The organism is Gordonia iterans, assembly GCF_002993285.1.
In the GTDB taxonomy this organism is placed as follows: Bacteria; Actinomycetota; Actinomycetes; order Mycobacteriales; family Mycobacteriaceae; genus Gordonia; species Gordonia iterans.
On the sequence record NZ_CP027433.1, the window covers coordinates 3,585,634 to 3,609,419 of the forward strand.

The window sequence follows — 23,786 nt, forward strand, 5'->3', positions numbered from 1 at the left end:
GTCGAGTAGTCGGCACGAACGAAGTGAGTGCCGGCGTATCGAGACCCCGGCGTCAGCCCGTCGACGGCCCACCCGGCTCGACCGTCCGCTTGCGCCGCGGCTTCTTCGCCAGAGCGGGCAGGCGGTCGAAGTCTCCGTCGATCAGAGCCTGCCGTTTGGCCCGCGACCAGTTCTGGACGCGCTTCTCCATCCCGAACGCTTCGGCGACCGAATCGAAGTAGGCGCTGTAGACGAGTTCGACTGGAAGTCGTCGCCGCGTGTACGCGGAGCCCTCGCCTGCGTTGTGCTGCTGAACGCGACGATAGAGATCTCGAGTGCTCCCCACGTAGTAGGAATCGTCGGCGCATCGCAGGATGTACATGTACCCGGGCATGCGTTCATCATTCGCGCGTGTCCGCCACGCCGCGACCACGTCGTCCACAGGCGAGGTCCCCGCGACAGAGTTGTCCACAGATGGTCTCGATACACCGACGTTCACTCCGTTCATGTCGGCTACTCGACCACCAAAAGGGGCTCCACCCCGACGCCGGACGCCTCCTCGCTGGTCGAGTAATCGGCGCGAACGAAGTGAGGGCCGACGTATCGAGACCCCCGCAGCACACGACCGCCAACAGGGGCAACACCCCGCAGCACACGACCACCAATAGGGGCTCCACCCCGACGCTGGACGCCTCCTCGCTGGTCGACGTATCGAGACCACACCCCGACACACCTGTACGAGGGTCGAAATCTGCTATGCGTCAGGCGATCTCGCCGGCGATCGCCCATGCCGCCATCGCGATAGTCGCGTGCGGACCGCTGCGCAGGCCGCCCGGCACCACAGATCCGTCGACCACCCGGAGGCCGGACACACCCAGCGCGCCGCCGAGATGATCGACGACGCTGCCGAGCGGAAGCGTTCCCGACGCGTGCTGCGACATTCCCGTCACCGAGTCCACCGAGATCGAACCGGGCACCACCAGGCCGCAGAACTCCGGTGAATCCAGCATGTCGACGACGGCGTCGACAGCGCTCGACATCCGGGCGGCAGACACCTCGTCGGGCTCGCCGAGATCGAGCTCCGTTCCGACGACGGATCCACGAGCGGGATGTGCCATGTCGGACACGCCGATCGGTACTCCACGCGGCTCCAATCCCCCGATGAACCGCGCGAAATCATCTCCGTAACAACGGATCTCAATCCCGGCGTCGGTGTGGACCACCGACTGGAGCAGCGCCGGAGCCGCCACCTCGCGGCGCGGCGTGAAGCGCACCACCCGCTCGGCGTGCTCACGGGGAATCAGGGCCCGAACTCCCATCGGCGCCAGCAGTCCGCTGCGCTGCAGCAGTGCCGCTGTACCGAGCGCGCCCGCGCACAGGATCACCTCCCCGGCCGCGATCGCTGTGCCGCCGGCCCGCACTCCGGTGACCCGGCGCCCGTCGTGCACCAGGGACTCCACCCACGAGCCGCCGCGAATCGTGAGTCCCGGCCTCCGCCCGACACCGCCCGCCCGGCCGGGCGCGTGGACCCTTTCCGGTCCGAGGAGCAGCGCCTCGGCGGTGCTCAGCCGGCGACCGTCGACGCGGTTGCTCCGCACCCGGACCAGGCCGGGTCGCGGCCACACGCCGTCGGATGCCGCGCCGAGCCTCGCACCCCAGTAGTTCTCGAACGCCCGCGGCACGTCACCGAGTTCGTCGTCGTCGAACGGGGTCACCGACAACAGTCCGCCGCCGGGGTCGCCGCCGTCGAGCGCGTCGTAGGCATCGGCGATCCGCGACGGAGTCCACCACGCAGGCCAGCGCGCGAAATCGTCCGGGTGGGCACGCAGAAAGTAGCCGCCGTTGACGCACGACGACCCGCCCAGCCCGCGCCCGCGCACCACCGGCCGGCCACGCACCTCCGGGCAGCGCACGACCCGGTCCCCGGCGCCGCCGACGGGCAACTGCGCCAGACTGGTCACCTCGGGTCCGGGCAGCGCGGCCGGACCGTCCTCCAGCAGCAGCACGGATCTTCCGGCTCCGGCGAGCCGGGCGGCCACGATGCAGCCCGCGGTCCCGGCGCCGACCACCGCGACGTCGACCGGAACCGGCATCAGACTCTCAGCCGGGGCCGCAACGCCGTCGGGCTCGCCTCGGTCATCACGCCCTGCCAGAGGCCGGTGCCGTAGGCGAGATCGTCGAGGCGATGCATGACGATGTAGCCGAGTGGCCCGACGGTCGGAATCCGCGACTCCATCACCTCACTGCGCACCCAGGCGATCACGCCCTCGGCGATAGCCAACTGCCACACCAGGTTCCGGAAACGCGGCCAGACCAGGGCCACCATCAGCGTGACTGGCCAGTAGTGCCGCAGCAAGGCCTGAGCCGCCTGCAGCAGGCCGAAGCCGAGTCCGCGCCCGACCGCGCGCGTGGCGATGATCTCCCGTCCCGGCACACCGTCGAGCAGCTTCCTCGTGTTGTACAGGGACGTCAGCATGATCACCGCCGCGACCAGCCAGCCGAGCTTGGTGCGGCTCAACAGGCCGACCACTGCCACCGCGACCAATGCCGTCGACATCACCGGGGCCGCGGTCGGCCCGTGCCGGCTGGCCAGGTGGGCAGCCCCGGTGCCGTAGAACCGGCGCCGGTCGAGCAGTTGACGCAACCCCTCGCGGTGGTCGTGCCGGACCTGCGCCACCGGGTCGTAATAGACGCGCCAGCCGGCCTCGTGGGTGCGCCAGCACAGGTCGACGTCCTCGGCCACCCGGAGCGATTCGTCGAACCCGAGGAAGGCGCTGCGCCGTACCACCATCGCCGCGCTCGGCACGTACGCCAGCGCCGACCCCGGCACCACGGGCGCCTCGTTCGGCCCCATGTCGAGCGACGAATGCGCGTTCGCGTACTTGACGACGGTGGACGCGCGGCCCGGCGTGTGGCGGCCGATGATGCGCGGCGCGACGATCGCGGTGCGCGGATCGGAGAAGTGCGCCAGCAGCATGGTCAGCCAGTCGGAGGCAGGCAGCGTGTCCGAGTCGAGGAAGGCCACGAAGTCGGTTTCGGCGGCGGCCGCACCCGCGTTGCGGGCGGCGGCGGGGCCGCGGTTCTCGTCGAACCGGATCACGGTGACCCGCTCGCCCTCGGCGCGGATGGGATCTGGGGAGCCGTCGTCGACGACGATCACGCGCTTTCCGGCCAGCGCCTTCACCAGAGCGTCGACCCCGGATTGATTGTCGCGCACGGGAATCACGACGGTCACCGACTCCGTCGAAGGACCGCACATCGGTCGCGGCAACCCGATTCCGGAGTCCAGCAGAGTGCGTGCCAACGCGCGAGTCGACGAGTCGTGCACGGCGATGCGGCCATCCGCCGAGGTCATGCCGAGCGCCCTGTCGGAGAGCTTGAGGACCCGAGTGGGCGAACCACCGATGAGGTAGCGCAGGTCCCCGTTGCGCGCGCAGCGCAAGTCGATCTGCACTTGGAACCCGTCGGGGAGATCGACGTCGGTCGGTCCGGTCATCGCAGCCTGCCCGACGAGTCGACGTCCCACCGGTCCACGGCTGTTGCCAGACGCGCGGCCGCGACGTCGAGCAGGCGGGCGCCGTGCGCACCGGTTGCACCGGTGGGATCGCCCAGCACGCCGTTCGGGCTGACGCCCGCGACTCCCACCGAGCGCAACTCCCCGATGATGTCCGTGATCGGGCGGACGTCCCCCGGCTCGGCCGCGTGCATATGCACATCATTCGGCGAGATCTCAAGCAGCACAGATGTTTCGGTGAACCCGGCGTGTGGATCGGCATCCGGGAACGCACAGGGGAACCACGCGGCGTCGCGGCCCTCGGCGCGCAGCGTTCCGACAGCGGCCAGCACGGCCGCGCCGTTGCCGCCGTGCCCGTTGACGAAGAGCAGTCGCACGGCCCAGCGGCATGCGCTGCGGCCGAGTTCCAGCAGCACCGAGGTGAGCGCCTCGGTCCCGATGGACACCGTGCCCGGAAAGCCTTCGTGCTCGCCCGAGGCGCCGTAGGGCATCGAAGGTGCGAGCCGGACGTCTGCGGCACGGCCGCCCTCCGCATCGGCGGACTTCGCCGCGAGCGCGGACACCGCACGGCGTGCCACCTCCCCAGCTATCCGGGTGTCGGTATCGAGAGGCAGATGTGGACCGTGCTGCTCCACCGAACCGAGAGGAACCACCAATGTCACCGCCGATCCCCCGATTTCTGGCCACACGGCCGAAGAGAGCTCCGGCACGTCGTTCATTGCGCCGACTCTACCCACGTGCGGCGCTTGGGTGAACCGTCGGGAACGGGTGGAATTGCGGCGCGCACCTCTGGCGCGTCCCTGGAGAACCACCGGCCCCAGGAGTTACCTGCATCACACGGCTACGGTTGGCTGCATCACAGTGTGACATCCTGACCCTTGATACAAGCGTCATCATTTGTACCTAATTTGGAGGACCTCCATGAGCGCTCCGCGCACGCCTTCGGGCCGTTCCGGCCCCCTCGCCAGCATCCGCGTGATCGAGTTCGCCGGAATCGGCCCCGGCCCGCACGCTGCGATGCTCCTCGCCGACCTGGGCGCCGACGTGGTGCGCGTCCAGCGCCCCGGCCAGCTGCCCGACCAAGACCGAAATGCCGACGTGCTCCTGCGCGGACGCCGCGTCGTCGAGGCCAACCTGAAGAACCCGGCCGATCGCGAGACCATCCTGAACCTCGTCGCCAAGGCCGACGTGATCATCGAGGGCTTCCGCCCCGGCGTGATGGAGCGGCTCGGATTCGGGCCGGCCGACCTGCAGGAGGTGAACCCCGGCCTGATCTACGGCCGGATGACCGGCTGGGGTCAGGACGGGCCTCGTGCCCAACTCGCCGGGCACGACATGAACTACATCGCGCTGACCGGAATGCTCCACGCGATCGGTCGCGCAGACGAGAAGCCCACTCCCCCACTGAATCTCGTCGGAGATTTCGGCGGCGGATCGATGTTCCTGGTGGTCGGCATCCTGGCCGCCCTGATCGAGCGCGGAGTCTCCGGCAAGGGCGAGGTGATCGACGCCGCGATGGTCGACGGCGCTTCGGTACTCGGCCAGATGATGTGGTCGTTCCGCGGCACCGGAATGTGGAAAGACGAGCGCGGCGCCAACCTCCTCGACACCGGCGCGCCGTTCTACGAGGTATACGAGACCTCCGACGGCAAGTGGATGTCGGTCGCTCCGATCGAGCCCCAGTTCTACGCGCAGTTCCTCGAGCTGCTGGAGATCGACGCGGAGTCGCTCGGCCTCCAGATCGACGCATCGCGCTGGCCGGAGACCAAGGCGCGCTTCGCCGAGGCGTTCAAGACCAAGACCCGCGACGAGTGGACCGCCGTGTTCGACGGCACCGATGCCTGCGTGGCGCCGATCCTGGACTTCACCGAGGCGCCGAACGATCCGCACCTGGCCGCCCGCGGGACGCTCGTGGAGATCGACGGCGTGATGCAGGCCCAGGTGGCCCCGCGGTTCTCCCGCTCGGCCACGCAGACGCCGGAGCCCCCCGCCCGCACCGCCACCGACCCGGCCGCCCTCTGGAACGACTGAGGTCTCGATACGCTGACACTCACTTCGTTCGCGTCGGCTACTCGACCGTCAACAGGGAGCGTCGCCCGAGCCCGTCGGTGACGCAGAAGCCCGTCGGTGGTCGAGTAGCGACGCTTGTCCTGAGCGCGTGGCGGAGCCTGCGACGACACACAGTCGAAGGGCAGGAGCGTATCGAGACCAACCCGCAAACTAGAACGTGTTACAGTTCTGGCATGGGAAGGTTCGACGGTCAGGTCGTCTACATCAGCGGGATCGCACGCGGGCAGGGCCGCAATCACGCGGTCCGGTTCGCGCAAGAGGGAGCGTCGATCATCGGCATCGACATCGCCGGCCCCGTCGCCGATCACGCGACCTATCCACCGGCGACGCCCGACGACCTCACCGAGACCGTGCGGCTGGTCGAAGAGGCCGGCGGCAAGATCCTGGCCCGCCAGGGCGACATCCGGGACCTCGCGTTCCAGCAGGAACTCGCGGCCGACGGCTTCGAGCAGTTCGGCCGGCTCGATCACGTCGTCGCCAATGCGGGGATCCTCACTTGGGGACTCTCGTGGGAGCTCTCCGAGGAACAGTTCAGCGACGTGATCGACGTCAATCTGGTCGGCACCTGGAAGACGCTCAAGGCGACCGTTCCGCACATGCTCGAGGCCCGCAACGGCGGCTCCATCACGATCATGTCCTCGGTCGCCGGGCTCAAAGCGATGCCGGTCCAGGCCTCCTACTCGGCGTCCAAGTTCGGCCTCCGCGGCCTGGCTCAGACTGCGGCGAAAGAACTGGGCCCCAAGCACATCCGAGTCAACACGGTGCATCCGTACGCGGTCAACACCGAGATGGGCCTCAACGACTCGTCGGCGATGAAGGCCTTCGAAGAGTTCGGAATGCACTTCCCCGCCCTGCTCCCCTACCACCCGGTGGCCGCACTCGACGAGCTCACCGACGCCGTGTTCTACCTGGCGTCGGCCCCCTCGGTGACCGGCGCCGAGTTCCAGATCGACATGGGTCACTCCAAGGTCTGACCCGACCCGCGGCGTGGCAGGGTGATACCCGTGCACGATCCGCTCGCCCTACCGCAGACCCGCCGCAGCACCGTCGGTTTCGACCTGGTGCTGGCCGGCCTGTTCGGGCTCGTGGGTATCCCGATCCAGCTGGGCGATTCGGTGTTCACCGCGATCGTCACGGCGGTGATCGTCCTCGCGATCGCGGTGCGGCACTTCGCGCCCACCGCGATGATCGTGCTCGCCCTGGGCACCGCGGCAGTCCAGGTGGCGTGCCTGCACGTCGCGATCTTCGGCTCCCTCGGGTACGCGCCGTTGTTCGCGGTGGCCGGCAGTCACCCCGATCGGCGCGTCCGCCGCGGTTCGCTCGCGGCCGGGGTCCTCGGAGTGCTGGTGGCCGCGGCGGTGATGCCGAGCGCCTACACCGAGGGCGGATCGTGGGTGTTCGGCGTTCTGTTCGGGCTCACCGGTGCCGCCGTCGTCGTCCTCGGCGGCTGGACCTTCGGATTCACCCGCTATCAGCGACGCAGCGTGGAGCAGGCACAGGTCGCCGAGACCATCGCCGAGCTGGAACGGCGGCGACTGCTGGAGCTGTACGACGAGCAGGCCGAACGCTCACGGCTGGCCCGCGACATGCACGACGTCGTCGCGCACTCGTTGGCCGTGGTGATCGCCCAGGCCGAGGGGGCACGGTTCGCCCTCTCCTCGTCTCCGGAAGCCGCTGACGAGGCGCTCGGCGTGATCGCCGGGACCGCGCGCGAGGCGCTCGGCGAAGTCCGCGGCGTCCTGCAGGAGTTGCGGAGCGGGGACACTGCGGCCCAGGCAACGGCAGTCGACCGCGGGCAGCTCTTCGAGCGCATGCGGTCGGCGGGGATGCGTCTGTCGGTGGAGGAGCTCGGCGATCCCGAGACGGCGGACCCGGCCGCCGTGCAGGCCGCCCACCGGATTCTCACCGAGGCGCTGACCAATGCGCTCAAACACGGCGACCTGACCGAGCCGGTCGTGGTGCTGCACGACTGGCACGACGGTGTGACGATGACCGTCCGCAACGCGGTCGGGGCGGTGGCACCAGACCGGAGCGGCGCGGGGCATGGGATCCTGGGCATGTCCGAGCGGGCCGTCGTCGTCGGCGGCACGGTCCAGAGCGCACCGACTCCCGACGGCTGGACGCTGCGATTCCGAGCACCGGCGAAAGGTTCCTGAGACATGATCCGGGTGGCATTGGTCGACGACCAACCGCTCTTTCGCGGCGGCATCGCGATGATCCTCGCCAGTCAGCCGGACCTCGACGTGGTCGCGCAGGCGTCGACCGCTCAGAATCTGCCGGCCTTGGTCGAGGAGGCCGCTCCCGACGTGATCCTCATGGACGTGCGGATGCCCGGGATCGACGGCATCACCGCGACCGGCGACCTGATCGCCTCCTACGGAGACCGGGCCCCGAAGGTGTTGGTGCTCACCACGTTCGACGTCGACGAGGCCGCCGCATCGGCGATCGAGGCCGGCGCGAGCGGCTTCGTCCTGAAAGACGCGCAACCAGACTTCCTGCTCGCGTCGATCCGTGCGGTGGCCGCCGGCAATCAGGTGGTCGCCGCGTCGGCGACCCGACAACTGTTCGAACGCCACCGATCCCGGCACTCCTCGCCCGGACCGGAGTATCAGCGCCTGACGCCGCGGGAGCGCGAGATCCTGGTCCGTGCGGCGAACGGACTGTCCAACGCGGAGATCGCCGACGTCGAGGTGCTCTCCGAGGCGACGGTCAAGACGCACATCTCGCGGATTCTGGCCAAGCTCGATCTCCGCGACCGCGTCCAGCTGGTGGTCTACGCCTATGAGAACGGCCTCGTCTGAGATCTCCCTTCGCTGGTCGAGCGAAGTCGAGACCACTGTCGCTGGTCGAGCAAAGTCGAGACCACTGTCGCTGGTCGCGCAAAGTCGAGACCACTGTCGCTGGTCGAGCAAAGTCGAGAACCTCGGGTACATCGCAGGGATGACACCGGATCCGGCGGGCGGATGACCCGATTTCAGCATCGCGGGCGATGTGCGCACTGATCTACGGAAATAGCGTTCTACCTATGCAGAACACCGTGAATCATCCCCAGCCCGCCGTCACCGTGCGGAACGTCTCCCGGGTCTACGGCGACGCCGCCAACCCCGTCCACGCACTGCGCGACGTGAGCCTCGACCTCAATCGGCGCGAGTTCACCGCGATCATGGGCCCGTCCGGATCGGGAAAGTCCACTCTGATGAACGTGATCGCCGGACTCGACGAGGTGTCCTCGGGCGTGGTCACCGTCGGCGGCACGTCCCTCACCGGCCTGAACGACACGGGCCGGACCGTCCTGCGGCGCCACCACATCGGGTTCGTCTTCCAGTCGTTCAACCTGGTGCCGACGCTGACCGCGGACGAGAACATCCGGCTGCCCTTTGTGCTCGCGGGCAAGCCGATGGACTCCGACACCCAGGCCTGGATCGCCCACTTGGTGGGGGCTCTCGGCCTGCGTGACCGCCTCGATCACAAGCCGGGCGAATTGTCGGGCGGCCAGCAGCAGCGCGTGGCGATCGCCCGGGCGCTCGCCGGCCGACCGACCATCATCCTGGCCGACGAACCCACGGGTGCGCTGGACACGCGGACCAGCCGGGAGGTGCTCAGTCTGCTGACCACGGCGGCACGCGAGTACGGGCAGGGCATCGCGATGGTGACACACGACCCGGTGGCGGCGTCGTACGCCGATCGCACCGTGATCCTCGCTGACGGGCGCATCGCCGGCGAATACGGGCGTCTCGATCCCCGCCGCATCTCCGACCTCCTGATCGGTCTGGAGGTGGCGGCATGAGGGCCACCAGTGCACGCCTGATTGTGGGCCGACTGCGCGAGGTCTCGACGATCGGAGTCATCAGCGCCCTGTCTGCCGCCTACGGAACCGCGCTGTTCGGGGCGAGCGACATCCTCGCGTCGCTGTCCGAGGAGCAGGGCGGCTCGGCGGGTCTCCTGCTCGGCGTGGTCGCGTCAGTGTTCGTTCTCATCGCGCTGTTCGTGTCCGCGGTGGTGATCTCGAACGGCGTCGACACCGTCATCGCCGGGCGGACTCGCCAGCTCACGCTCCTCCGCCTGATCGGTGCGGACAGCCGGCAACTGCGCGGCGGACTCCTGCGGGCGGTGGCTCAGGTCGCCGCGCTCGGGGCCGTGATCGGAGTGGGGGTCGGCGCGGCGATCCTCGCCGTGGTCCGCACAGTGCTTCGCGCCCGCGACGTCCTGCCCGCGTCGGCGTCGTTCGCACCGGTGCCCGTCGGATCCGTCGGCGCCGGGCTCGCGGTGGTCGCCACCGCGCTCGCGGCGACGGCGATCGGCGCCCGCCGCTCCCTGGGCGCCACCGCCCTGCACGGATCGGCGCCGGTGCGGCCGAGTGTCCGCGCCGGGGCGACCGTGACGACGGTGGTGGTGGGCGGCCTGCTGCTCGCTCTCGCCTGCGTGCTCGGCGAGCGTGCCAGCCTCACCGGATTCGGCGTGGCCTTCCTGGGCGCGGCGACCGTCGGCGTCGGGGTGCTCCTCGGCGCACGGCTGGTGCTGCCGCCCCTGGTCGCCGCGTTCGGCCGCCTGGCAGGCGACGGCCCCAGTGCCCTCGTCGCGCGCAAGAACGCGATCAGCGACCCGGGCCGGACGGCACGGTCCACGATCGGCCTGCTGATCGGGGTCACACTGATCACCACCATCGCGTCCGGGATGAGTGCGCTGGAATCGTCCGTCCACTCGTGGGAGGGCCTCACCCCCGACGACGTCGCCGAGGCCGAGCAGGTGTTGTCGGCGACCTCCGCGGTGCTGATCGCACTGATCGCGATCTCCGCCGTGATCGCCGCCGTCGGCTTCGTCTCCACGATGTCGCTGACGGTGATCGCCCGGACCCGCGAGATCGGCATGCTCCGGGCGATGGGGTTCACCGGTCAGCAGATCCGCGCGATGATCACACTGGAGTCCCTCGCCCTGTCCGGCGCGGCGTCGTCGGCCGGCCTGATCCTCGGTCTGATCTTCGGATCGGTCGGCAGTCAGTCGCTGATCGGCGGGATCACCGACGGATTCCGGCTGGGGCTGCCCTGGCCCGCACTGGCCGGAATCGCGGTCGCCACCGCGGCCCTCGTCCTGGTCGCAGCACTCCCGCCGAGCCGGCGGGCAGTCGCCGTCGCACCGACCGCGGCTCTGGCCACGGCCTGACCGGCCTCGTTAGACCGATCCGGCCGACCGCCGAGCCGGCTCGAACGGACCGGGCCCGGCGACCTCGCGTGAGGTCGCCGGGCCCGTCGTCCGTCGGCGGGGTCAGTCGTCGCCGAAGACCCGCTCGAAGCCCTCCGGGATGATGAGATCCGAGCGGTCCAGGTCGGCGACGTCGGCCTTGCCCAGGCCCATCATCGACGAGTCGAGGCCCATGCGGAGCAGGTCCAGAACGTTCTCGACGCCGGCCTGCCCATTGGCGGCCAGACCCCACAGATAGGCACGACCGATCATCACCGCCTTGGCGCCGAGGGCGAGCGCCTTGGCCACATCGCTGCCGCGGCGGATCCCGCCGTCGAGCAGCACGTCGACGTCGTCGCCGACCGCATCGGCGATCGGGCCGAGCACCCGGATGGTCGCCGGGGTGCCGTCGAGGTTGTTGCCGCCGTGGTTGGAGACGGAGATCGCGGTGGCGCCGATGTCGACGGCGCGCTTGGCGTCGTCCATCCGCGTGATGCCCTTGACCATGAACTCCCCGCCCCACTGCTCGCGCAGCCACTGCAGGTCCTCCCACGTCGGCGGCGGAGTGTTCATCCAGGTGCCGTAGACGTCGAAGAAGGTGGGTCCGGGCTCACCCTTGTGGGCGATGTTCGGCGCGCTCAGGTCGGGGATGACCAGCTTGCCGTCGCGGAACCAGCTCAGGGCATAGCTCGGTTTGGTGATCATCTCCGGAGCCAGCTTGGCCACGGCGCGGACGTCCACCTTCTCCGGGATCTCCGGACTTCCCCAGTCGCGGCCGACGTTGAAGACCCAGTCGGTGGTGATGATCAGGCCTTGGCAACCGGCCTCGCGGGCCCGCTCGGCGCGGGCCAGGATGTCCTCGCGGCTGCCGAGCCAATAGATCTGGAAGAAGATCTTGTCGTTGACCGCGGTGACCTCTTCGACCGGTTTGGAGGCGAAACTCGAGAGGCCCATCGCGGTGCCGCGGGCGGCGGCAGCACGCGCCACCGCCACCTCGCCGTCGGGGTTGACGGCCTGCACGCCGGTCGGCGAGATCATCACCGGGAACGAGAGCTCCTGGCCCATGACCGTGGTGGTGAGGTTCCGTTCGGCGGTGGCGCCGACGACGTGCGGGGCGAAGCCGATCTCGTTGAACGCCGCCATGTTGTCGTTGAGGGTGACACCGGCCTGGGTGCCGGCGACCAGCGACGAGTAGACGGTCTTGGGCAGCCGTTTCCGGGCTCGGCGCTGGGCCTCGCCCACGGTCTCGAACCAGGGGTTCCGGCGCCACGGGTTCTGTTCCAGAATCTCGGTCAGTTTCGACATGCGCTATGTCTTCTTTCATTGATGAGGGGTGATTTCGACACGGGCTTCCTTCGTCGACCCGGCTCAATCACCGTTGAAAACCCACGAATCACCCGCATCCGCCCGACGAGCAACCCGTCGCCGTCGTCGGCATGAACCCGGCGAGCGGGTTCTCGTCGCAGTCCCGGGACGGCGGCCGAGTCATCAGCGTGAGCGGCACGCCACGCGAATGGTCTTTGTTCGCAGTGGGTTTGGTCCGATCGCCGGCCAGCAGCGTCTCCCCGTAGCCTTGCACGCATTCCGGGTCGGGACCGTCGAGCGGCAGGCCTGTGAAGAACTTCGCCGCCATGCAGCCGCCCCGGCAGGCGTCGAAGTGCGCGCACTTGGTGCAGGCGCCGGCGCTCTGCGGTTCCCGGAGCTCGGTGAACAGGTCGCTGCGCTGCCAGATCTCCTGAAATCCGCCGTCGGACACGATGTTTCCGGCGAGGAAGTTCTCGTGGATGGCGAAGGGGCAGGCGTAGACGTCGCCGACCGGGTCGATCAGGCAGACCACGCGGCCGGCCCCGCACAGGTTGAGGCCGGGCAGTCCGCTGCCGCCGCCCTGACTGAAGGCCGACAGGTGGAAGAAGGAGTCGCCGGTGAGCACGCGGTCGCCGTGCGCGACAAGCCATTCGTACAGGTCGCGCTGCTGCTCGGGCAGGGGGTGCAGGTCGTCCCAGACGTCGGCGCCGCGACCGGAGGGGCGCAGCCTGGTGATGCGCAGGGTGGCGTCGTACTTGTCGGCGAGGGCCTTGAACTCGTCGAGCTGAGTGACGTTCTCGCGGGTCACCACCACGCTGATCTTCGCGTCTTTGAAGCCCGCGTTCTTCAGGTTCTCCAGCGCCCGCACGGCCATGTCGAACGATCCCGGGCCGCGCACGGCGTCGTTCACCTCGGCGGTCGCTCCGTCGAGCGAGATCTGCACGTCCACGTAGTCGCTCGCCGCGAGACGTTGGGCCACTTCGGCGTTGATCCGCAGCCCGTTGGTGGAGAACTTGACGCCGACCTGATGGTCGACGGCGTAGTCGACCAGTTCCCAGAAGTCCGGGCGCACCGTCGGCTCGCCGCCGCCGATGTTCACGTAGAACACCTGCATGCGCTGCAGCTCGTCGATGATCGCCTTGCATTGTTCGGTGCTCAGCTCGCGCGGGTCGCGCTTGCCGGAACTGGAGAGACAGTGCACGCATGCGAGGTTGCAGGCGTACGTCAGTTCCCAGGTGAGGCAGATCGGCGCATCCAGACCCTTCTCGAACTGGTCCACCAGTCGACCGACCGCGGGCGGTGCGGCAGGGGTCACGGCGGGCAGGCCCAAGTGAGGGGCGGTCGGGGGCAGGTCTTCGACGCGGGGCTCGAGTGTGGTCATGTCGGTGTCACTTCTTTCTCGCGGGAGGTGATCATCCCGGAGTCGGCCAGGGCGGTGAGGGCTTGAAGGTAGAGCGGTCGCTGGTCGTCGGTGATGCCTGCGGCCCGCAGCGCGGACTCCGCGCTGGGGTGATCGGCCAGCGACTGCACCAGATCGACGACGACCAAGTTCTTCAGGAAGCTCAGCTTGCGCGTGCCGAAGTGGTACAGCAGGGCCCCGAACGGCTCGGGACGGATGGCGACCGACGGATTGACCCGCCAGGGCGCGGACAGGTCGAAGCCGGGCCGGCCGGCCGGCGCAGACTCGGGGGACGTGCTTCCGGCGGTCGCGGGACCGCCGGAAGCACTGGTCGACGCGGTGGTCATCAGTAGACGCCGCACATCCCGTCGATGGAGACTTCCTCCACCAGCGATTCGGTGACGAGCTCGTTCTGAGTGTCCTGATCGGCCATGTGAACCAACCTCCTTGTGTGTTTCTGTGGTTCACGACACACTGTAATGGCACTCGGTGCATTATCAACCCGTACTGAGAAGTAGTGTGCAGAACCCAGCCGAAAGGACAGGTCGTGAAGAGATCCGCCGGCCGCCCGCAGGCCACCTCGCGCGCCGAACTGAGCACCCTGGCCATCGACCTGTTCGTCGAGCGGGGATTCGAGGAGACGAGCGTCGACGACGTGGCGGCGGCCGCGGGCATCGCCCGCCGGACCTTGTTCCGGTACTTCCCGTCCAAGAATGCGATCCCCTGGGGAGATTTCGACCAGCACCTGGCCGACATGCGTCATCGCCTCGCGCAGACTCCGCGGGACATCCCGCTCGGCGAGGGCCTCCGGCAGGCACTGCTCGCCTTCAACACCGTGCCCGGCACCGAGCAGGAGCACCATCGCCGCCGCATGACCCTGCTGCTGAAAGTTCCTGCCCTCCAAGCACATTCAATGCTGATGTACGACGAATGGCGGCAGATCATCGCCGTTCACGTGGCGGCTCGGCTCGACGTGCGGCCACAGGACCACCTCCCACAGACCGTCGGCTGGCAGATGCTGGGCGTCTCGCTGTCGGCCTACGAGCAGTGGCTCGGCGATCCGGCATCGGACCTGCTCGACCTGCTCGACGCCGGCTGCAGCATCGTGATCGACGGCCTCGCCACCCTCGATGCACCGTGATCCGGAAACCGCCGTCGGCACTGGGGAGTACAGATCAGCACCGCAAAACACCAGTTCACCGTCGCTCCCGCCCCGGTCGGGGCCGAACCCACGCCACAGTACGGACACTCCGACGGGCCCACTGCTACCATTAACTAGAACCTGTTCTAGTTATGTTTCCCCGGACTCCGGGGCGACCGGGGAGAGCCGCCGATGAGAGAGCTGACGCCGCATTGCACGCGCAGCGCGATCCTGACCGTCGCCGAGGTGATCGACGAGACCGCTGACGCGCGGAGCATCGTGTTCGACGTGCCCGAGAACCACTCGGACAAGTTCACGGACTACCTTCCGGGGCAGTTCCTGACGCTGCGCATCCCCAGTGAGCAGACCGGCTCCGTGGCACGGTGCTATTCGCTCTCGTCTGCGCCGGGTCGCGGAGAACTCCCCAAGGTGACCGTGAAGCGGACCAACGGCGGCTACGGCTCCAACTGGATCTGCGACCATCTCGCCGCGGGCTCGCAGATCGAGGCCCTGCCGCCGTCGGGAGTGTTCACCCCCGCCAACATCCACGCACCGCTACTCCTGATCGCCGCCGGATCCGGCGTCACCCCGGTGATGTCCATCCTGAAGACCGCGCTCGCCACCGGCACCGGGCCGATCACCTTCTTCTACGCCAACCGCAGCGAGAGCGACGTGATCTTCGCCGAGCAGCTGCGCGAACTCCAAGCAGCACACCCGAATCGGCTCGTCGTCGTGCATTGGCTGGAGTCACTGCAGGGCCTCCCGTCCGCGAAGTCGCTTGCCGCCTTCTTCCGCCCGATGGCGGGCAGTCACAGCGCGTACGTGTGCGGTCCCGGGCCGTTCATGGACGCGGTGCACGAAGGCTTGGCGAAGGCGAAGTTCAAACACCACGACGTGCATTCCGAGGTGTACAACTCACTGTCCGGCGACCCGTTCGAGGACGTCGGACTCGCCGAGGTCAGCGCGGAGGAGGCCGCCGACGCCGCGGAGGTGGAGGTGGAGCTCGACGGCGAGACCCATCTGCTGTCCTGGCCACGGTCACGCAGTCTGGTCGACGTGATGCTGGCCGCCGGTCTCGACGCCCCCTACTCGTGCCAGGAGGGCGAGTGCGGCTCGTGCGCGTGCACGCTCACGGAGGGAACGGTCGACATGGCCAACTCCGGCGCGCTCGACCCCGACGACATCGCCGACGGCTACATCCTCGGCTGCCAGGCCACCCCGACGTGCGACAAACTGAAGGTGGAGTTCTGATGACGACTGAACCCGACCGCGACCTGCTGATCGTCGGCGGCGGACTCGGCGGCTGCCGACTCGCCGAGGCACTGCGCGGCCACGGGTTCACCGGATCCATCACGATCCTGTCGGGCGAAGAGCATCCCCCGTACGACCGTCCTCCGCTGTCCAAGTCCGTCCTCCTCGGCACCGACGACCGTGTCGATCTGAAATCCCCGGAGTTCTTCGAGGAGGCCGGTATCGAACTGCTGCTCGGGGCGCGGGTGACCGCCGTGCACCCGGGTCAGCACAGCGTGGAGTACGTCCGCCACGGCGCCGCGCACCGCCTCGGCTACCGCACCCTCGTGCTGGCCACCGGCCTCGCGCCGCGACCGTTCCCCGGCGAAGGCGGCGGCCTGGCGGGCGTGCACGTGCTGCGGACGTACGACGACGCCGCAGCCCTCCGAACGGACCTCGCCGACGCGCGGCGCGCGGTGGTGATCGGCGCAGGCTTCATCGGCTGCGAGGCGGCCGCCAGCATGGCGGCTCTCGGACTGGAGGTCACCGTCGTCGAGCCGGCGGCCGTGCCGCTTGCCGCCGCCGTAGGCCCCGTCGTCGGGCTGCTCGTCGCGCGGCTCCACAAGGAGGCCGGCGTCGACCTGCGCACCGCGACCGGAGCGGCCCGGCTGACCGGTGCGGCGGGCCGGGTCACCGGCGTGGAGCTCACCGACGGCACGTTGCTGCCGGCCGACGTCGTGCTGGTGGGCATCGGCGGCACCCCGGACCTGGAATACCTGGCGGGCTCGGGCATCGAGACCGCCGAGCCGGGATCCCCCGGGCGCGGCGGCATCGTGTGCGGCGAACTCGGGCACACCACTGTCCCAGACGTGTACGCCCTCGGGGACGCCGCGAATTGGGCTGACGCGCAAGGCAACCGCAATCGCGTAGAGCACTGGAACCACACCGTCGACCAGGCCGCGATCGTCGCCGCCCAGATCGCCGGGAAAGCGCTCCCACCGCCCGCCGTCCCCTACTTCTGGAGCGACCAGCACGCACTCAAGATCCAAGTGCTCGGGTCGCCCCGGCCCGACGACGAGGTGCACGTGGTCGACGACGACGGCCGCAAGTTCCTCGCGTACTACAGCCGAGACGGGGTCCTCACCGGCACGGCGGGCGCCGGCCGGGTCGGGAAGCTCATGAAGACGCGTCCGCTCCTGTTGACCGACACCCCGATCTCCGACCTTCTCCCGTGAGCACGCGCCCGGCGCCGACTCCGGAGTCGACCGCGGACGAGATCTCCGCTGCGGTCTCGGCTCTCGGAGACCCGGAGATCGCCGCCGGGCAGCGTCGCTGGTTCCTGAGCACGCGTGGCGGAGCCGGCGACGACACGCGGTCGAAAGACAAGACCGGGCCCGGCGAATACGGCGAGGGCGACGTGTTCGCCGGAGTGCGTGTCCCCGAACTCCGCAAGCTCAGCAAACGGCTCCGAGGCTTCCCGACCGAGACGGCCAAGGCCTTGTTGTCCAGCGACGTTCACGAGATCCGGCAGCCGGCGCTCTTCTCGATGACGCTGACCGCAGCGCGCGCAGGCGACGTCGAACGCGCCGAGTGGGTCCAGCTGTATCGGGATGCCGTCCGGGCCGGGCGGGTGAACAACTGGGACATCGTCGACCTGTCCGCTGATCCGCTGCTGGGCGCGTGGCTGGTCCATCGGGACACGCGCGAGGAGTTGCTCGAGTGGGCGGGGTCCAGCGACTTGTGGGAGCGCAGGGTCGGCATCATCGGCACGTTCGCGTTCATCAAGTCCGGGCAGGCGGAGGCGCTCGTCGACGTCGCTCCGCTGGTGATCGACGACCGACGCGACCTGATCCAGAAGGCGTTCGGCTGGATGCTGCGCGAGCTCGGCAAGCGCGTCGATCGGCAGCTTCTCCTGGACTTCCTCGAGGCGCACGCCGGAGGAATGGGCCGCACCGCCCTGAGCTACGCCACCGAACACCTCACCGCCGACCAGCGCGCCCACTACCGCTCGCTCTGAACCCCGGTTCCGGCCCGCAGCGGACGATCCACTGCCGGTTCGCGCCCGGAGTGCGATGATCAGACCATGCCCGACATCGAGTTTCACATGGACGGATCACTGGCTCGCGCGGCGCGGCACCTGGTCAAGGTGTCGGCGCGGACCATCGCCCACTACGCGGGAATCGAGGCGCAGGTGCTCCGTCAGTACGAGAAGGGCGGCGACTGCCTCTCGCCCGAACAGATTCAGCGCGTCACCGACGGCCTGGTGCACTACGGAGCGGTCTTCCTCCCCGAGGACGAGTTCGGCGGCGTGGGCGTGCGCCGGAAGTTCACGCGCACCGGAGTCAGGATGATCGAGACGTGGGAGGGCGAAGGCGGCCCGGTCGCCGACGACGACGTCTGAGTCGCTCAGGCTCCGGCCTCGGCGGTGACGAGTTCACCGGCCCGCGGGCTCTTGCGCCACACGATCAGCGCGGCGACGATCATCGGGAGCTGCAGCGGCAGGCGCGCCCACGCGAGGGTCTTGAGCAACGGGCTCTTGTCCACGAAGAGCCGGATCGTGTTGACGTTCGCCGGGAAGACCGCGACGAACAACATGGCGGCAAGGGCCGCGGCGGGCCGGCGCGTCTTCCGGGGGAGCAACGCCGCACCGATGCCGAGCTCTGCCGCACCCGACGCGTAGGTCAGGGTGCGCGGATCTCCCGGAATCTCCTTGGGGATGATCGCATCGAAGGGTTTGGGCGCCACGAAGTGCAGAACCCCCGTGAAGATCAGCAGTCCGGACAGGGCTTTGGCGAGACGCTCGACGATCATCGGCTCAGTCTACCGCCGCAACCGCCTCCAGCCGGGCCAGCAGCCACCTCCCGTCGACCTCGACCATCGTCGCCCAGCGCGAGACGCCGAGCCGTTCCGGCTCGTCGCCGGGCAGGCTCACCGTCTGATCGACGAAGACCAGCGCCCGCGCACGACCGCTCCCCCACTCGGCGACGCCCACGTCGATCACGGTGGCGGCCATGGTGATCCGGGATGCGACGGCACCGGTGAACACCACATCCGGCCCACGGCCCAGATAGTCGGCGGCCAGTGCTCCGGTCAGCCGTCCGGCGACCTCGTCCCGGCGCTCCGGACCGTCGTCGGGAGCGAAGTTCATCAAGTCGGTGACCGCGGCGGCGGCCGCGTACTCCACCGTGGCGAGCTCGTCGGCGTGGTCGGAGCCGCTGCGCCAGAGCGAGAGCCCGGCGGCCGCGGCCACCACTGCGGCGAGGACGATCAACGCTGCGCATCGCGTGACGAACCGCCGGTCCGCCGGTAGCGGAAAGCGTTCCCGCAGATGTGTTCTCACGAGACCTGCTCCGTATCGTGCACCAGCCAGCGATCGCCTTCCCGCACCATCAGCACCCGTACCGCGACACGATCGCCGCCGGGCGTCCCGCCGACCAACTCCGGCGCGCTCGCCTGCGCCACCACCAGCACCGGTGTCACGCCCGGATCGGCACTTCCCTGGACTCCTGCCGAGATCACCCTTCCGGTGCTCGGCGCACCGAATCCGGCCACCGTCGCGCGCAACGCGTCGGCCGCGTGCGACACCCGTTCCCGCTGCACACCCGTGCTCACCCCGAGCACCCCGTCGACATACGCATCCGCGCGCGCCGGGTCCGCCGACAGCATCGCCGTCATCGCCTCGACGGCCGCTGTGCGGGCCGCGTCGTCGTCGTTCAGTCTGCGTTGATCGGCGGCGCGGGAGGTCACCATCCAGACGCCGACGACGACGAGCAGTACGACGACCACCGATGCGGCCACGCCGTACAGCCGCAGACCGGCGCGGCGCCGCCGGGCCCGGGCACGCAACTCCGGCGCGGCCGCTATGCGCGCCTCCCGCTCGGCGCGGACCGCGTCGTCGTACGCGGTGCGCGCGGACTCCAGCCGCCTGGTCGTCACTGCAGCTCGTCCAGACCGCTCAGCAACCAGCGGCCGTGGTGACGTTCGAAGTCCGCGTTCACCGACTTGGTCTGCGCCGTCGGCTCGTCCTGCGTGGGAGTCACCACCACGTGCACCACGATCAGCGCCGTCCCGACGTCGCGCTGCGCATCGACGACGCCCACCTGCACCGGCTCCCAGCGCACCGACCGGACCCCCGGCGGGGCGTCGGCCGACAATCCGGCGTCCAGCGTCGCCGCGAACGATCCGGTGACCAGTTCCCGGGCGCGGGCCCGATCGTCCCGCCAGCTCTCGGCTCGTGCCGAGAACACCTGCGACACCACCGACCCCGCTTGTTCCTGCAGCTCATCGACACTGTGTACCCGTTCAGCGACGGGTGTCCACCACAGGGACACCGACACCACGAAGGCCAGCGCGGCGGCGACGAGGGCCGTCGAACACACCCACCACGCCGCCCCGGCCCGGCGCGACATCGGCGCTTCCAGCCGTTTCCCGAGGTTCATGGCAGAAAGGTCACCCCCGCAAGCTTGAGAACGCCGTCCTCGGGCTGCACCACCACCCGCAGACGCAGCTGCCGACGGCCGTGTTCGTCGCCGGATTCCACCCGGACCGTCGCGGCGATCAGCACGACGGCGACGTCGCCGTCACGCGCGGCGAGCGCGTTCCCATCGATGTGCGCCTCGCCGCGACTGCCGTGCGTCTGGACGAACGCCGAGTAGGCGTCGGCGGACTGGGCGAACTCGTCGTGGAACTCGCCGGTCGCCCCGGAGAGGATCTCGCGGGCGCGGCGCTGGTCGTCGGCATCCGCGGTCAGCAGCAGCTCCACGCGGGCAGTCGCCGCATCGACCAGTTCCCGGTCCGAGTACGCCGGTCCACGCTCGACGGCGGCCCATACCGCTCCTGCCGCGCCGAGCACGGTCAGCACGGCGAACACCGCCAGCGCCGTCCGGATCCGGATGGACAGGCGCTGCCGCTCACCGGCGTCGCATTCGGCCGCCGCGAGCTCGTCGCGCGCGGCCGAGCGCGCCACCCGGGCTTCCCGCCACCGCCGCATCGCCGCGCTCGATCCCATCGCCACACGTCGACTCTAAGCGGTGCCCGCGCGAGGACGGCCCGGACGCTACCGGCCGATCCGTGCGTCGTACTCGGCCCGCGCTTCCCGGTCCGGATGCAGAAAGATCGTGTCGGTCTTGGTCATCGCCCGCAGCCGCCGTTTGAGGCCGTGCGGCAGGATCGTGTTGACCCCGACCCAGCCCATCGACGCCGGCGCCACCGCGCGCACACGCGGCCGCGCGATGATCCGGACCACTGCGTCGGCTACCTCGCCGGGCTCGACGGTGGTGACCAGCGCGTTGGTCTGCAGCCCGTCGATCAGCCCGGTCTCGGTGAACGTCGGCAGCACGGCGGACACTCGTACTCCGCGCGGTGCGAGCTCGGCGTCGAGCGCCTCGGAGAACTCGATCACGCCCGCCTTGGCACCGTTGTAGACCGTCAGCCCGGGATTGGGCAGCCGCCCCGCGATCGAGGCGACGTTCACCACCTGTCCCGCGCCTCGTTCCACCATCCGCCGGGCGGCGGCCTGACTGCCGAGCATCACGCCGACCAGATCGATCTCCACTGTCCGCCGGATCAGCGCTTCGCTGTAGTCGAGGAACCCGCCCACCGGCATGATCCCGGCGTTGTTCACCAGGACGTCGACCGGCCCGACCCGGTTCTCCACCTCGTCGAGGAAGGCACCGAACGACGACGAGTCCGTCACGTCCAGGACCAGCCCCTCGATCCCGAGATCGGCGGCGGCCTTGCCGACGGCGTCGGAGTCTATGTCGCCGATCGCCACCCGGGCACCGGCGTCGTGCAATCGCGATGCGGTCTCGAAACCGATTCCGCGAGCCCCACCGGTCACGGCGATCACCTTGTCCGCCAACGCCTCCCGTGTATGCGCCAGACGACGGTCAGCGCGCTCCCGGCGTGCGGTCAACATGGGCAGGCGCATCGGATTCCTCCAGTGGTGCGAGAGATTCGCGGTCGTTCGGGGCGGCAGGCGTCAGTGGATCATCGGCGCGAGGAACGTGGCGGCCATCGCGCGGACGGCTTCGGGAGTGCGGTCGGCGTCGTCGGAGGCCGGGATCTCCAGGAACGAGATCACCAGGCGCACCTGCAGCTCGACGGCCTTGCGCAGGTCGGCGTCGGGCATCGTCGCACCCGCCGTCCGGATGGTCCCGGCGACCCGGTCGGTCACCATGTCGATGAACAGCGCGCTCATCGAAGCGGTGAGGCCCCGGATCTCCGAGTCCTGCAGAACCATGCGGTTGAGCAAGGGATCGGACTCGACCATGGCGGCGCCGTGTGCGAAGGCCTCCACCACCGCGTCGGCCGGACTCAGCCCGGCGACCGCCTCTTCGAGTTCTGCCATGCCGTTCTCGAAGGTCCGGTTCGCGAGCGCGATCAGCAGGTTGTCCTTACTCGGGAAGCGCCGATAGAGCGTCGACCGGCTGACCCCTGCCGCCTTCGCGATGGAATCCATGTTCGCTTGGCGCACACCGACTTCGGTGAACTCCTCCGCTGCGGCATCGAGAATCGCCAGCTCCTGCTCTTCCGGCGATGCGGTGACTCGGGCCTTGCGCGCCGGGGCCATCAGGCGTTCTCGTTCGAAGGGCGGCGCACCAGCGTCACGGGGAGTCGATCCTTCGGCACGGGCAACGCACTGTAATCCATGGGTAAACGGTAGCCCGCGGGCACGAACCATTCGTAGTCCCGGAGAAGGTTGTGCATTATGGTCTTGATCTCCATCTGCCCGAAGTACAGGCCGATGCATTTGTGCACCCCGCCGCCGAACGGCATCCACGCCATACGGTGTCCCTTGTCCTCCGCGCGCTCGGGCGCGAAGCGCTCCGGATCGAAGGTGTCCGGGTCCGTGTAGTACTGCGGATCTCGGTGATTCGACATCTGGGGGATGGTCACCATCGTCCCCTTCGGGATGAAATGACCGAGGACCTGCGTGTCTTTGATCGCCGTCCGGGGCTGCGCCGGCACCGGCGGACACAACCGCAGCGATTCCTTCATCACCGCGTCGAGCACCGTGAGTTCGCCGAGGTCGTCGTACGTCAGTTCCGCGCCGAGCTCCATCGACTGCGCCCGTGCCCTGGCCTGCCACTTCGGGTGCTCGGCCAGGCGGTACGCCATCTGCGTCAGCGTGATCGTGGAGGTGTCGTGGGCGGCCATCAGCACGAAGATCATGTGGTTCACCACGTCTTCGTCGGTGAATCGGTGGCCGTCGTCGCTCTCGGCGTGGCACAGGACGGAGAACAGGTCCGGCGTCTGTGCGGCGCGCTTGGCGTCGATGTGCGCGTAGAAGAAGTCCTCGAGGATCTTCCGGGAACGCAGTCCCTTCCACCACCGGCCGCCCGGGACCGGCTTGCGCACCAGCGCGACGCCCGCCCGCACGGTCTCGATGAACGCCTTGTTCAGGCGGTCGGCCTCGGCCTGTGACAGCTCCAGGCCGAGGAAGATCTCCAGAGCGATGTCGAGTGTCAACTCCTTGAACTGTTCCATCAGCTTCACGCGGCCGGGACGATTCAGCCCGCGCGCTCCGCTCCCGGCGCTGGTGGGGAACTTCGCCACCCGGTCGACGATCACCGGCTGCATCTCCGCGAAGTAGTCCTTGAGCACGTTCGGCGAGAACGCCTGCTGCATGATGTGCCGGTGGTGGCGGTGCTCGTCGAAGTCCAGGAGCATGATCCCGCGGTTGAAGAACGGGCCGATGAAGTAGCTCCAGGCCGGTCCGTTGGCGAAGGCCTTGTCCTTGTTCATCAGGATCTCGCTCGCGCCGGTCGCGCCGGTCGCGGTGACCATCTGCAGTCCGAAGGCGTTGATCGCGAACACGTCGCCGTACTCCGCGCGGCGCTGCCTGGCGAAGGCAAAGGGATCGCGCCGCATGGACAGGACTTCGAGCAGCCCGTTGCGCTGACAGACCGGCACGGGCAGCAGGTCGCTGCCCTCGTCCGGCCGGGCAAGAAGCGGTGTGGCCATCGCTG

Annotated in this window: 27 protein-coding genes; 11 read left to right on the top strand and 16 right to left on the bottom strand. The window is 69.2% G+C overall.

The window, feature by feature from the left end:
* Positions 1-52 precede the first annotated feature (52 nt).
* The 4 genes from C6V83_RS16155 to mftE all read right to left on the bottom strand — a co-directional run bounded on the left by C6V83_RS16155 (position 53) and on the right by mftE (position 4,212).
* Positions 53-373 (bottom strand): GIY-YIG nuclease family protein, encoded by a 321-nt coding sequence (locus tag C6V83_RS16155; protein WP_105944022.1) that lies wholly within the window; start codon positions 371-373, stop codon positions 53-55.
* Positions 374-740: 367 nt separating this feature from the next.
* A complete protein-coding gene (gene mftG / locus C6V83_RS16160; protein WP_105943259.1) occupies positions 741-2,072 on the bottom strand; it encodes a mycofactocin system GMC family oxidoreductase MftG in 1,332 nt (443 codons plus the stop codon).
* Entirely contained in the window at positions 2,072-3,475 is a 1,404-nt protein-coding gene (mftF, locus tag C6V83_RS16165) for a mycofactocin biosynthesis glycosyltransferase MftF (RefSeq protein ID WP_105943260.1), read from the bottom strand. The genes mftG and mftF overlap by 1 nt, the downstream gene beginning before the upstream one ends.
* Positions 3,472-4,212 carry a mycofactocin biosynthesis peptidyl-dipeptidase MftE gene (gene mftE, locus C6V83_RS16170; protein WP_105943261.1) on the bottom strand — a complete coding sequence of 247 codons (741 nt, stop codon included), beginning with the start codon at positions 4,210-4,212 and terminating at the stop codon, positions 3,472-3,474. The genes mftF and mftE overlap by 4 nt, the downstream gene beginning before the upstream one ends.
* A 202-nt stretch (positions 4,213-4,414) precedes the next feature.
* On the opposite strand from mftE, the gene C6V83_RS16175 reads away from it, so the two are divergent.
* From C6V83_RS16175 to C6V83_RS16200, 6 genes are all read left to right on the top strand, one after another.
* Positions 4,415-5,524: a CaiB/BaiF CoA transferase family protein gene (locus C6V83_RS16175; protein WP_105943262.1), complete on the top strand. Its 1,110-nt coding sequence runs from the start codon at positions 4,415-4,417 to the stop codon at positions 5,522-5,524.
* A 212-nt stretch (positions 5,525-5,736) separates the two neighbouring features.
* A complete protein-coding gene (locus C6V83_RS16180; protein ID WP_105943263.1) occupies positions 5,737-6,537 on the top strand; it encodes a mycofactocin-coupled SDR family oxidoreductase in 801 nt (266 codons plus the stop codon).
* 30 nt (positions 6,538-6,567) lie between these two features.
* Positions 6,568-7,719, top strand: a complete 1,152-nt coding sequence (locus tag C6V83_RS16185) for a sensor histidine kinase (RefSeq protein WP_105943264.1) — start codon at positions 6,568-6,570, stop codon at positions 7,717-7,719.
* Between the two features lie 3 nt (positions 7,720-7,722).
* A complete protein-coding gene (locus C6V83_RS16190; RefSeq protein WP_105943265.1) occupies positions 7,723-8,364 on the top strand; it encodes a response regulator transcription factor in 642 nt (213 codons plus the stop codon).
* 224 nt (positions 8,365-8,588) lie between these two features.
* The gene (locus C6V83_RS16195) at positions 8,589-9,350 is read left to right on the top strand and encodes an ABC transporter ATP-binding protein (protein WP_199832540.1); all 762 of its coding nucleotides are present in this window, start codon (positions 8,589-8,591) and stop codon (positions 9,348-9,350) included.
* Complete coding sequence (locus tag C6V83_RS16200) at positions 9,347-10,723, top strand: ABC transporter permease (protein WP_105943266.1); 1,377 nt, start codon at positions 9,347-9,349, stop codon at positions 10,721-10,723. The genes C6V83_RS16195 and C6V83_RS16200 overlap by 4 nt, the downstream gene beginning before the upstream one ends.
* 102 nt (positions 10,724-10,825) lie before the next feature.
* Here C6V83_RS16200 and mftD read toward each other — a convergent pair whose 3' ends face one another.
* From mftD to mftA, 4 genes are all read right to left on the bottom strand, one after another.
* Positions 10,826-12,046: a pre-mycofactocin synthase MftD gene (gene mftD / locus C6V83_RS16205; RefSeq protein WP_105943267.1), complete on the bottom strand. Its 1,221-nt coding sequence runs from the start codon at positions 12,044-12,046 to the stop codon at positions 10,826-10,828.
* Between the two features lie 88 nt (positions 12,047-12,134).
* Positions 12,135-13,427, bottom strand: a complete 1,293-nt coding sequence (gene mftC, locus C6V83_RS16210) for a mycofactocin radical SAM maturase (protein WP_105943268.1) — start codon at positions 13,425-13,427, stop codon at positions 12,135-12,137.
* Positions 13,424-13,792, bottom strand: coding sequence for a mycofactocin biosynthesis chaperone MftB (mftB, locus tag C6V83_RS16215; RefSeq protein WP_105943269.1), 369 nt, complete (start codon positions 13,790-13,792; stop codon positions 13,424-13,426). The genes mftC and mftB overlap by 4 nt, the downstream gene beginning before the upstream one ends.
* On the bottom strand, positions 13,792-13,878 hold the full coding sequence (gene mftA / locus C6V83_RS16220; RefSeq protein WP_105943270.1) for a mycofactocin precursor MftA: 87 nt from the start codon (positions 13,876-13,878) through the stop codon (positions 13,792-13,794). Before mftA ends, mftB begins: the two co-directional genes overlap by 1 nt.
* Before the next feature lie 114 nt (positions 13,879-13,992).
* On the opposite strand from mftA, the gene mftR reads away from it, so the two are divergent.
* The 5 genes from mftR to C6V83_RS16245 all read left to right on the top strand — a co-directional run bounded on the left by mftR (position 13,993) and on the right by C6V83_RS16245 (position 18,217).
* Positions 13,993-14,586 carry a mycofactocin system transcriptional regulator gene (mftR, locus tag C6V83_RS16225; RefSeq protein ID WP_234353774.1) on the top strand — a complete coding sequence of 198 codons (594 nt, stop codon included), beginning with the start codon at positions 13,993-13,995 and terminating at the stop codon, positions 14,584-14,586.
* Positions 14,587-14,778: 192 nt separating this feature from the next.
* Entirely contained in the window at positions 14,779-15,837 is a 1,059-nt protein-coding gene (locus C6V83_RS16230) for a ferredoxin--NADP reductase (protein WP_105943272.1), read from the top strand.
* Positions 15,837-17,051 (top strand): NAD(P)/FAD-dependent oxidoreductase, encoded by a 1,215-nt coding sequence (locus C6V83_RS16235; RefSeq protein ID WP_105943273.1) that lies wholly within the window; start codon positions 15,837-15,839, stop codon positions 17,049-17,051. The genes C6V83_RS16230 and C6V83_RS16235 overlap by 1 nt, the downstream gene beginning before the upstream one ends.
* 41 nt (positions 17,052-17,092) lie before the next feature.
* On the top strand, positions 17,093-17,833 hold the full coding sequence (locus C6V83_RS16240) for a DNA alkylation repair protein (protein WP_199832672.1): 741 nt from the start codon (positions 17,093-17,095) through the stop codon (positions 17,831-17,833).
* Positions 17,834-17,899: 66 nt separating this feature from the next.
* Positions 17,900-18,217 carry a helix-turn-helix domain-containing protein gene (locus tag C6V83_RS16245; RefSeq protein WP_105943275.1) on the top strand — a complete coding sequence of 106 codons (318 nt, stop codon included), beginning with the start codon at positions 17,900-17,902 and terminating at the stop codon, positions 18,215-18,217.
* Positions 18,218-18,222: 5 nt separating this feature from the next.
* Here the strand turns inward: C6V83_RS16245 and C6V83_RS16250 are convergent, their stop codons facing one another.
* The 8 genes from C6V83_RS16250 to C6V83_RS16285 are packed head-to-tail and all read right to left on the bottom strand — an operon-like array spanning position 18,223 to position 23,781.
* Entirely contained in the window at positions 18,223-18,627 is a 405-nt protein-coding gene (locus C6V83_RS16250; RefSeq protein WP_105943276.1) for a DoxX family protein, read from the bottom strand.
* 4 nt (positions 18,628-18,631) lie between these two features.
* A complete protein-coding gene (locus C6V83_RS16255; protein ID WP_159067546.1) occupies positions 18,632-19,156 on the bottom strand; it encodes a hypothetical protein in 525 nt (174 codons plus the stop codon).
* A complete protein-coding gene (locus C6V83_RS16260) occupies positions 19,153-19,752 on the bottom strand; it encodes a hypothetical protein (protein ID WP_105943278.1) in 600 nt (199 codons plus the stop codon). Before C6V83_RS16260 ends, C6V83_RS16255 begins: the two co-directional genes overlap by 4 nt.
* Positions 19,749-20,255: a hypothetical protein gene (locus tag C6V83_RS16265; RefSeq protein WP_105943279.1), complete on the bottom strand. Its 507-nt coding sequence runs from the start codon at positions 20,253-20,255 to the stop codon at positions 19,749-19,751. The genes C6V83_RS16260 and C6V83_RS16265 overlap by 4 nt, the downstream gene beginning before the upstream one ends.
* Entirely contained in the window at positions 20,252-20,830 is a 579-nt protein-coding gene (locus C6V83_RS16270; protein ID WP_407646188.1) for a hypothetical protein, read from the bottom strand. Before C6V83_RS16270 ends, C6V83_RS16265 begins: the two co-directional genes overlap by 4 nt.
* 42 nt (positions 20,831-20,872) lie before the next feature.
* Entirely contained in the window at positions 20,873-21,745 is an 873-nt protein-coding gene (locus C6V83_RS16275; RefSeq protein WP_407646189.1) for an SDR family oxidoreductase, read from the bottom strand.
* A 51-nt stretch (positions 21,746-21,796) separates the two neighbouring features.
* Positions 21,797-22,387 carry a TetR/AcrR family transcriptional regulator gene (locus tag C6V83_RS16280; protein WP_105943280.1) on the bottom strand — a complete coding sequence of 197 codons (591 nt, stop codon included), beginning with the start codon at positions 22,385-22,387 and terminating at the stop codon, positions 21,797-21,799.
* Positions 22,387-23,781: a cytochrome P450 gene (locus C6V83_RS16285; RefSeq protein ID WP_105943281.1), complete on the bottom strand. Its 1,395-nt coding sequence runs from the start codon at positions 23,779-23,781 to the stop codon at positions 22,387-22,389. The genes C6V83_RS16280 and C6V83_RS16285 overlap by 1 nt, the downstream gene beginning before the upstream one ends.
* Positions 23,782-23,786: the final 5 nt, after the last annotated feature.

Excerpts from the sequence above, each read along its gene's own strand:
- C6V83_RS16155 (WP_105944022.1), bottom strand. The coding sequence starts at position 373 with ATGCCCGGGTACATGTACATCCTGCGATGCGCCGACGATTCCTACTAC.
- mftG (WP_105943259.1), bottom strand. The coding sequence starts at position 2,072 with ATGCCGGTTCCGGTCGACGTCGCGGTGGTCGGCGCCGGGACCGCGGGC.
- mftF (WP_105943260.1), bottom strand. The coding sequence starts at position 3,475 with ATGACCGGACCGACCGACGTCGATCTCCCCGACGGGTTCCAAGTGCAG.
- mftE (WP_105943261.1), bottom strand. The coding sequence starts at position 4,212 with ATGAACGACGTGCCGGAGCTCTCTTCGGCCGTGTGGCCAGAAATCGGG.
- C6V83_RS16175 (WP_105943262.1), top strand. The coding sequence starts at position 4,415 with ATGAGCGCTCCGCGCACGCCTTCGGGCCGTTCCGGCCCCCTCGCCAGC.
- C6V83_RS16180 (WP_105943263.1), top strand. The coding sequence starts at position 5,737 with ATGGGAAGGTTCGACGGTCAGGTCGTCTACATCAGCGGGATCGCACGC.
- C6V83_RS16190 (WP_105943265.1), top strand. The coding sequence starts at position 7,723 with ATGATCCGGGTGGCATTGGTCGACGACCAACCGCTCTTTCGCGGCGGC.
- C6V83_RS16195 (WP_199832540.1), top strand. The coding sequence starts at position 8,589 with ATGCAGAACACCGTGAATCATCCCCAGCCCGCCGTCACCGTGCGGAAC.
- C6V83_RS16200 (WP_105943266.1), top strand. The coding sequence starts at position 9,347 with ATGAGGGCCACCAGTGCACGCCTGATTGTGGGCCGACTGCGCGAGGTC.
- mftD (WP_105943267.1), bottom strand. The coding sequence starts at position 12,046 with ATGTCGAAACTGACCGAGATTCTGGAACAGAACCCGTGGCGCCGGAAC.
- mftC (WP_105943268.1), bottom strand. The coding sequence starts at position 13,427 with ATGACCACACTCGAGCCCCGCGTCGAAGACCTGCCCCCGACCGCCCCT.
- mftB (WP_105943269.1), bottom strand. The coding sequence starts at position 13,792 with ATGACCACCGCGTCGACCAGTGCTTCCGGCGGTCCCGCGACCGCCGGA.
- mftA (WP_105943270.1), bottom strand. The coding sequence starts at position 13,878 with ATGGCCGATCAGGACACTCAGAACGAGCTCGTCACCGAATCGCTGGTG.
- C6V83_RS16230 (WP_105943272.1), top strand. The coding sequence starts at position 14,779 with ATGAGAGAGCTGACGCCGCATTGCACGCGCAGCGCGATCCTGACCGTC.
- C6V83_RS16235 (WP_105943273.1), top strand. The coding sequence starts at position 15,837 with ATGACGACTGAACCCGACCGCGACCTGCTGATCGTCGGCGGCGGACTC.
- C6V83_RS16245 (WP_105943275.1), top strand. The coding sequence starts at position 17,900 with ATGCCCGACATCGAGTTTCACATGGACGGATCACTGGCTCGCGCGGCG.
- C6V83_RS16250 (WP_105943276.1), bottom strand. The coding sequence starts at position 18,627 with ATGATCGTCGAGCGTCTCGCCAAAGCCCTGTCCGGACTGCTGATCTTC.
- C6V83_RS16265 (WP_105943279.1), bottom strand. The coding sequence starts at position 20,255 with ATGAACCTCGGGAAACGGCTGGAAGCGCCGATGTCGCGCCGGGCCGGG.
- C6V83_RS16275 (WP_407646189.1), bottom strand. The coding sequence starts at position 21,745 with ATGCGCCTGCCCATGTTGACCGCACGCCGGGAGCGCGCTGACCGTCGT.
- C6V83_RS16280 (WP_105943280.1), bottom strand. The coding sequence starts at position 22,387 with ATGGCCCCGGCGCGCAAGGCCCGAGTCACCGCATCGCCGGAAGAGCAG.
- C6V83_RS16285 (WP_105943281.1), bottom strand. The coding sequence starts at position 23,781 with ATGGCCACACCGCTTCTTGCCCGGCCGGACGAGGGCAGCGACCTGCTG.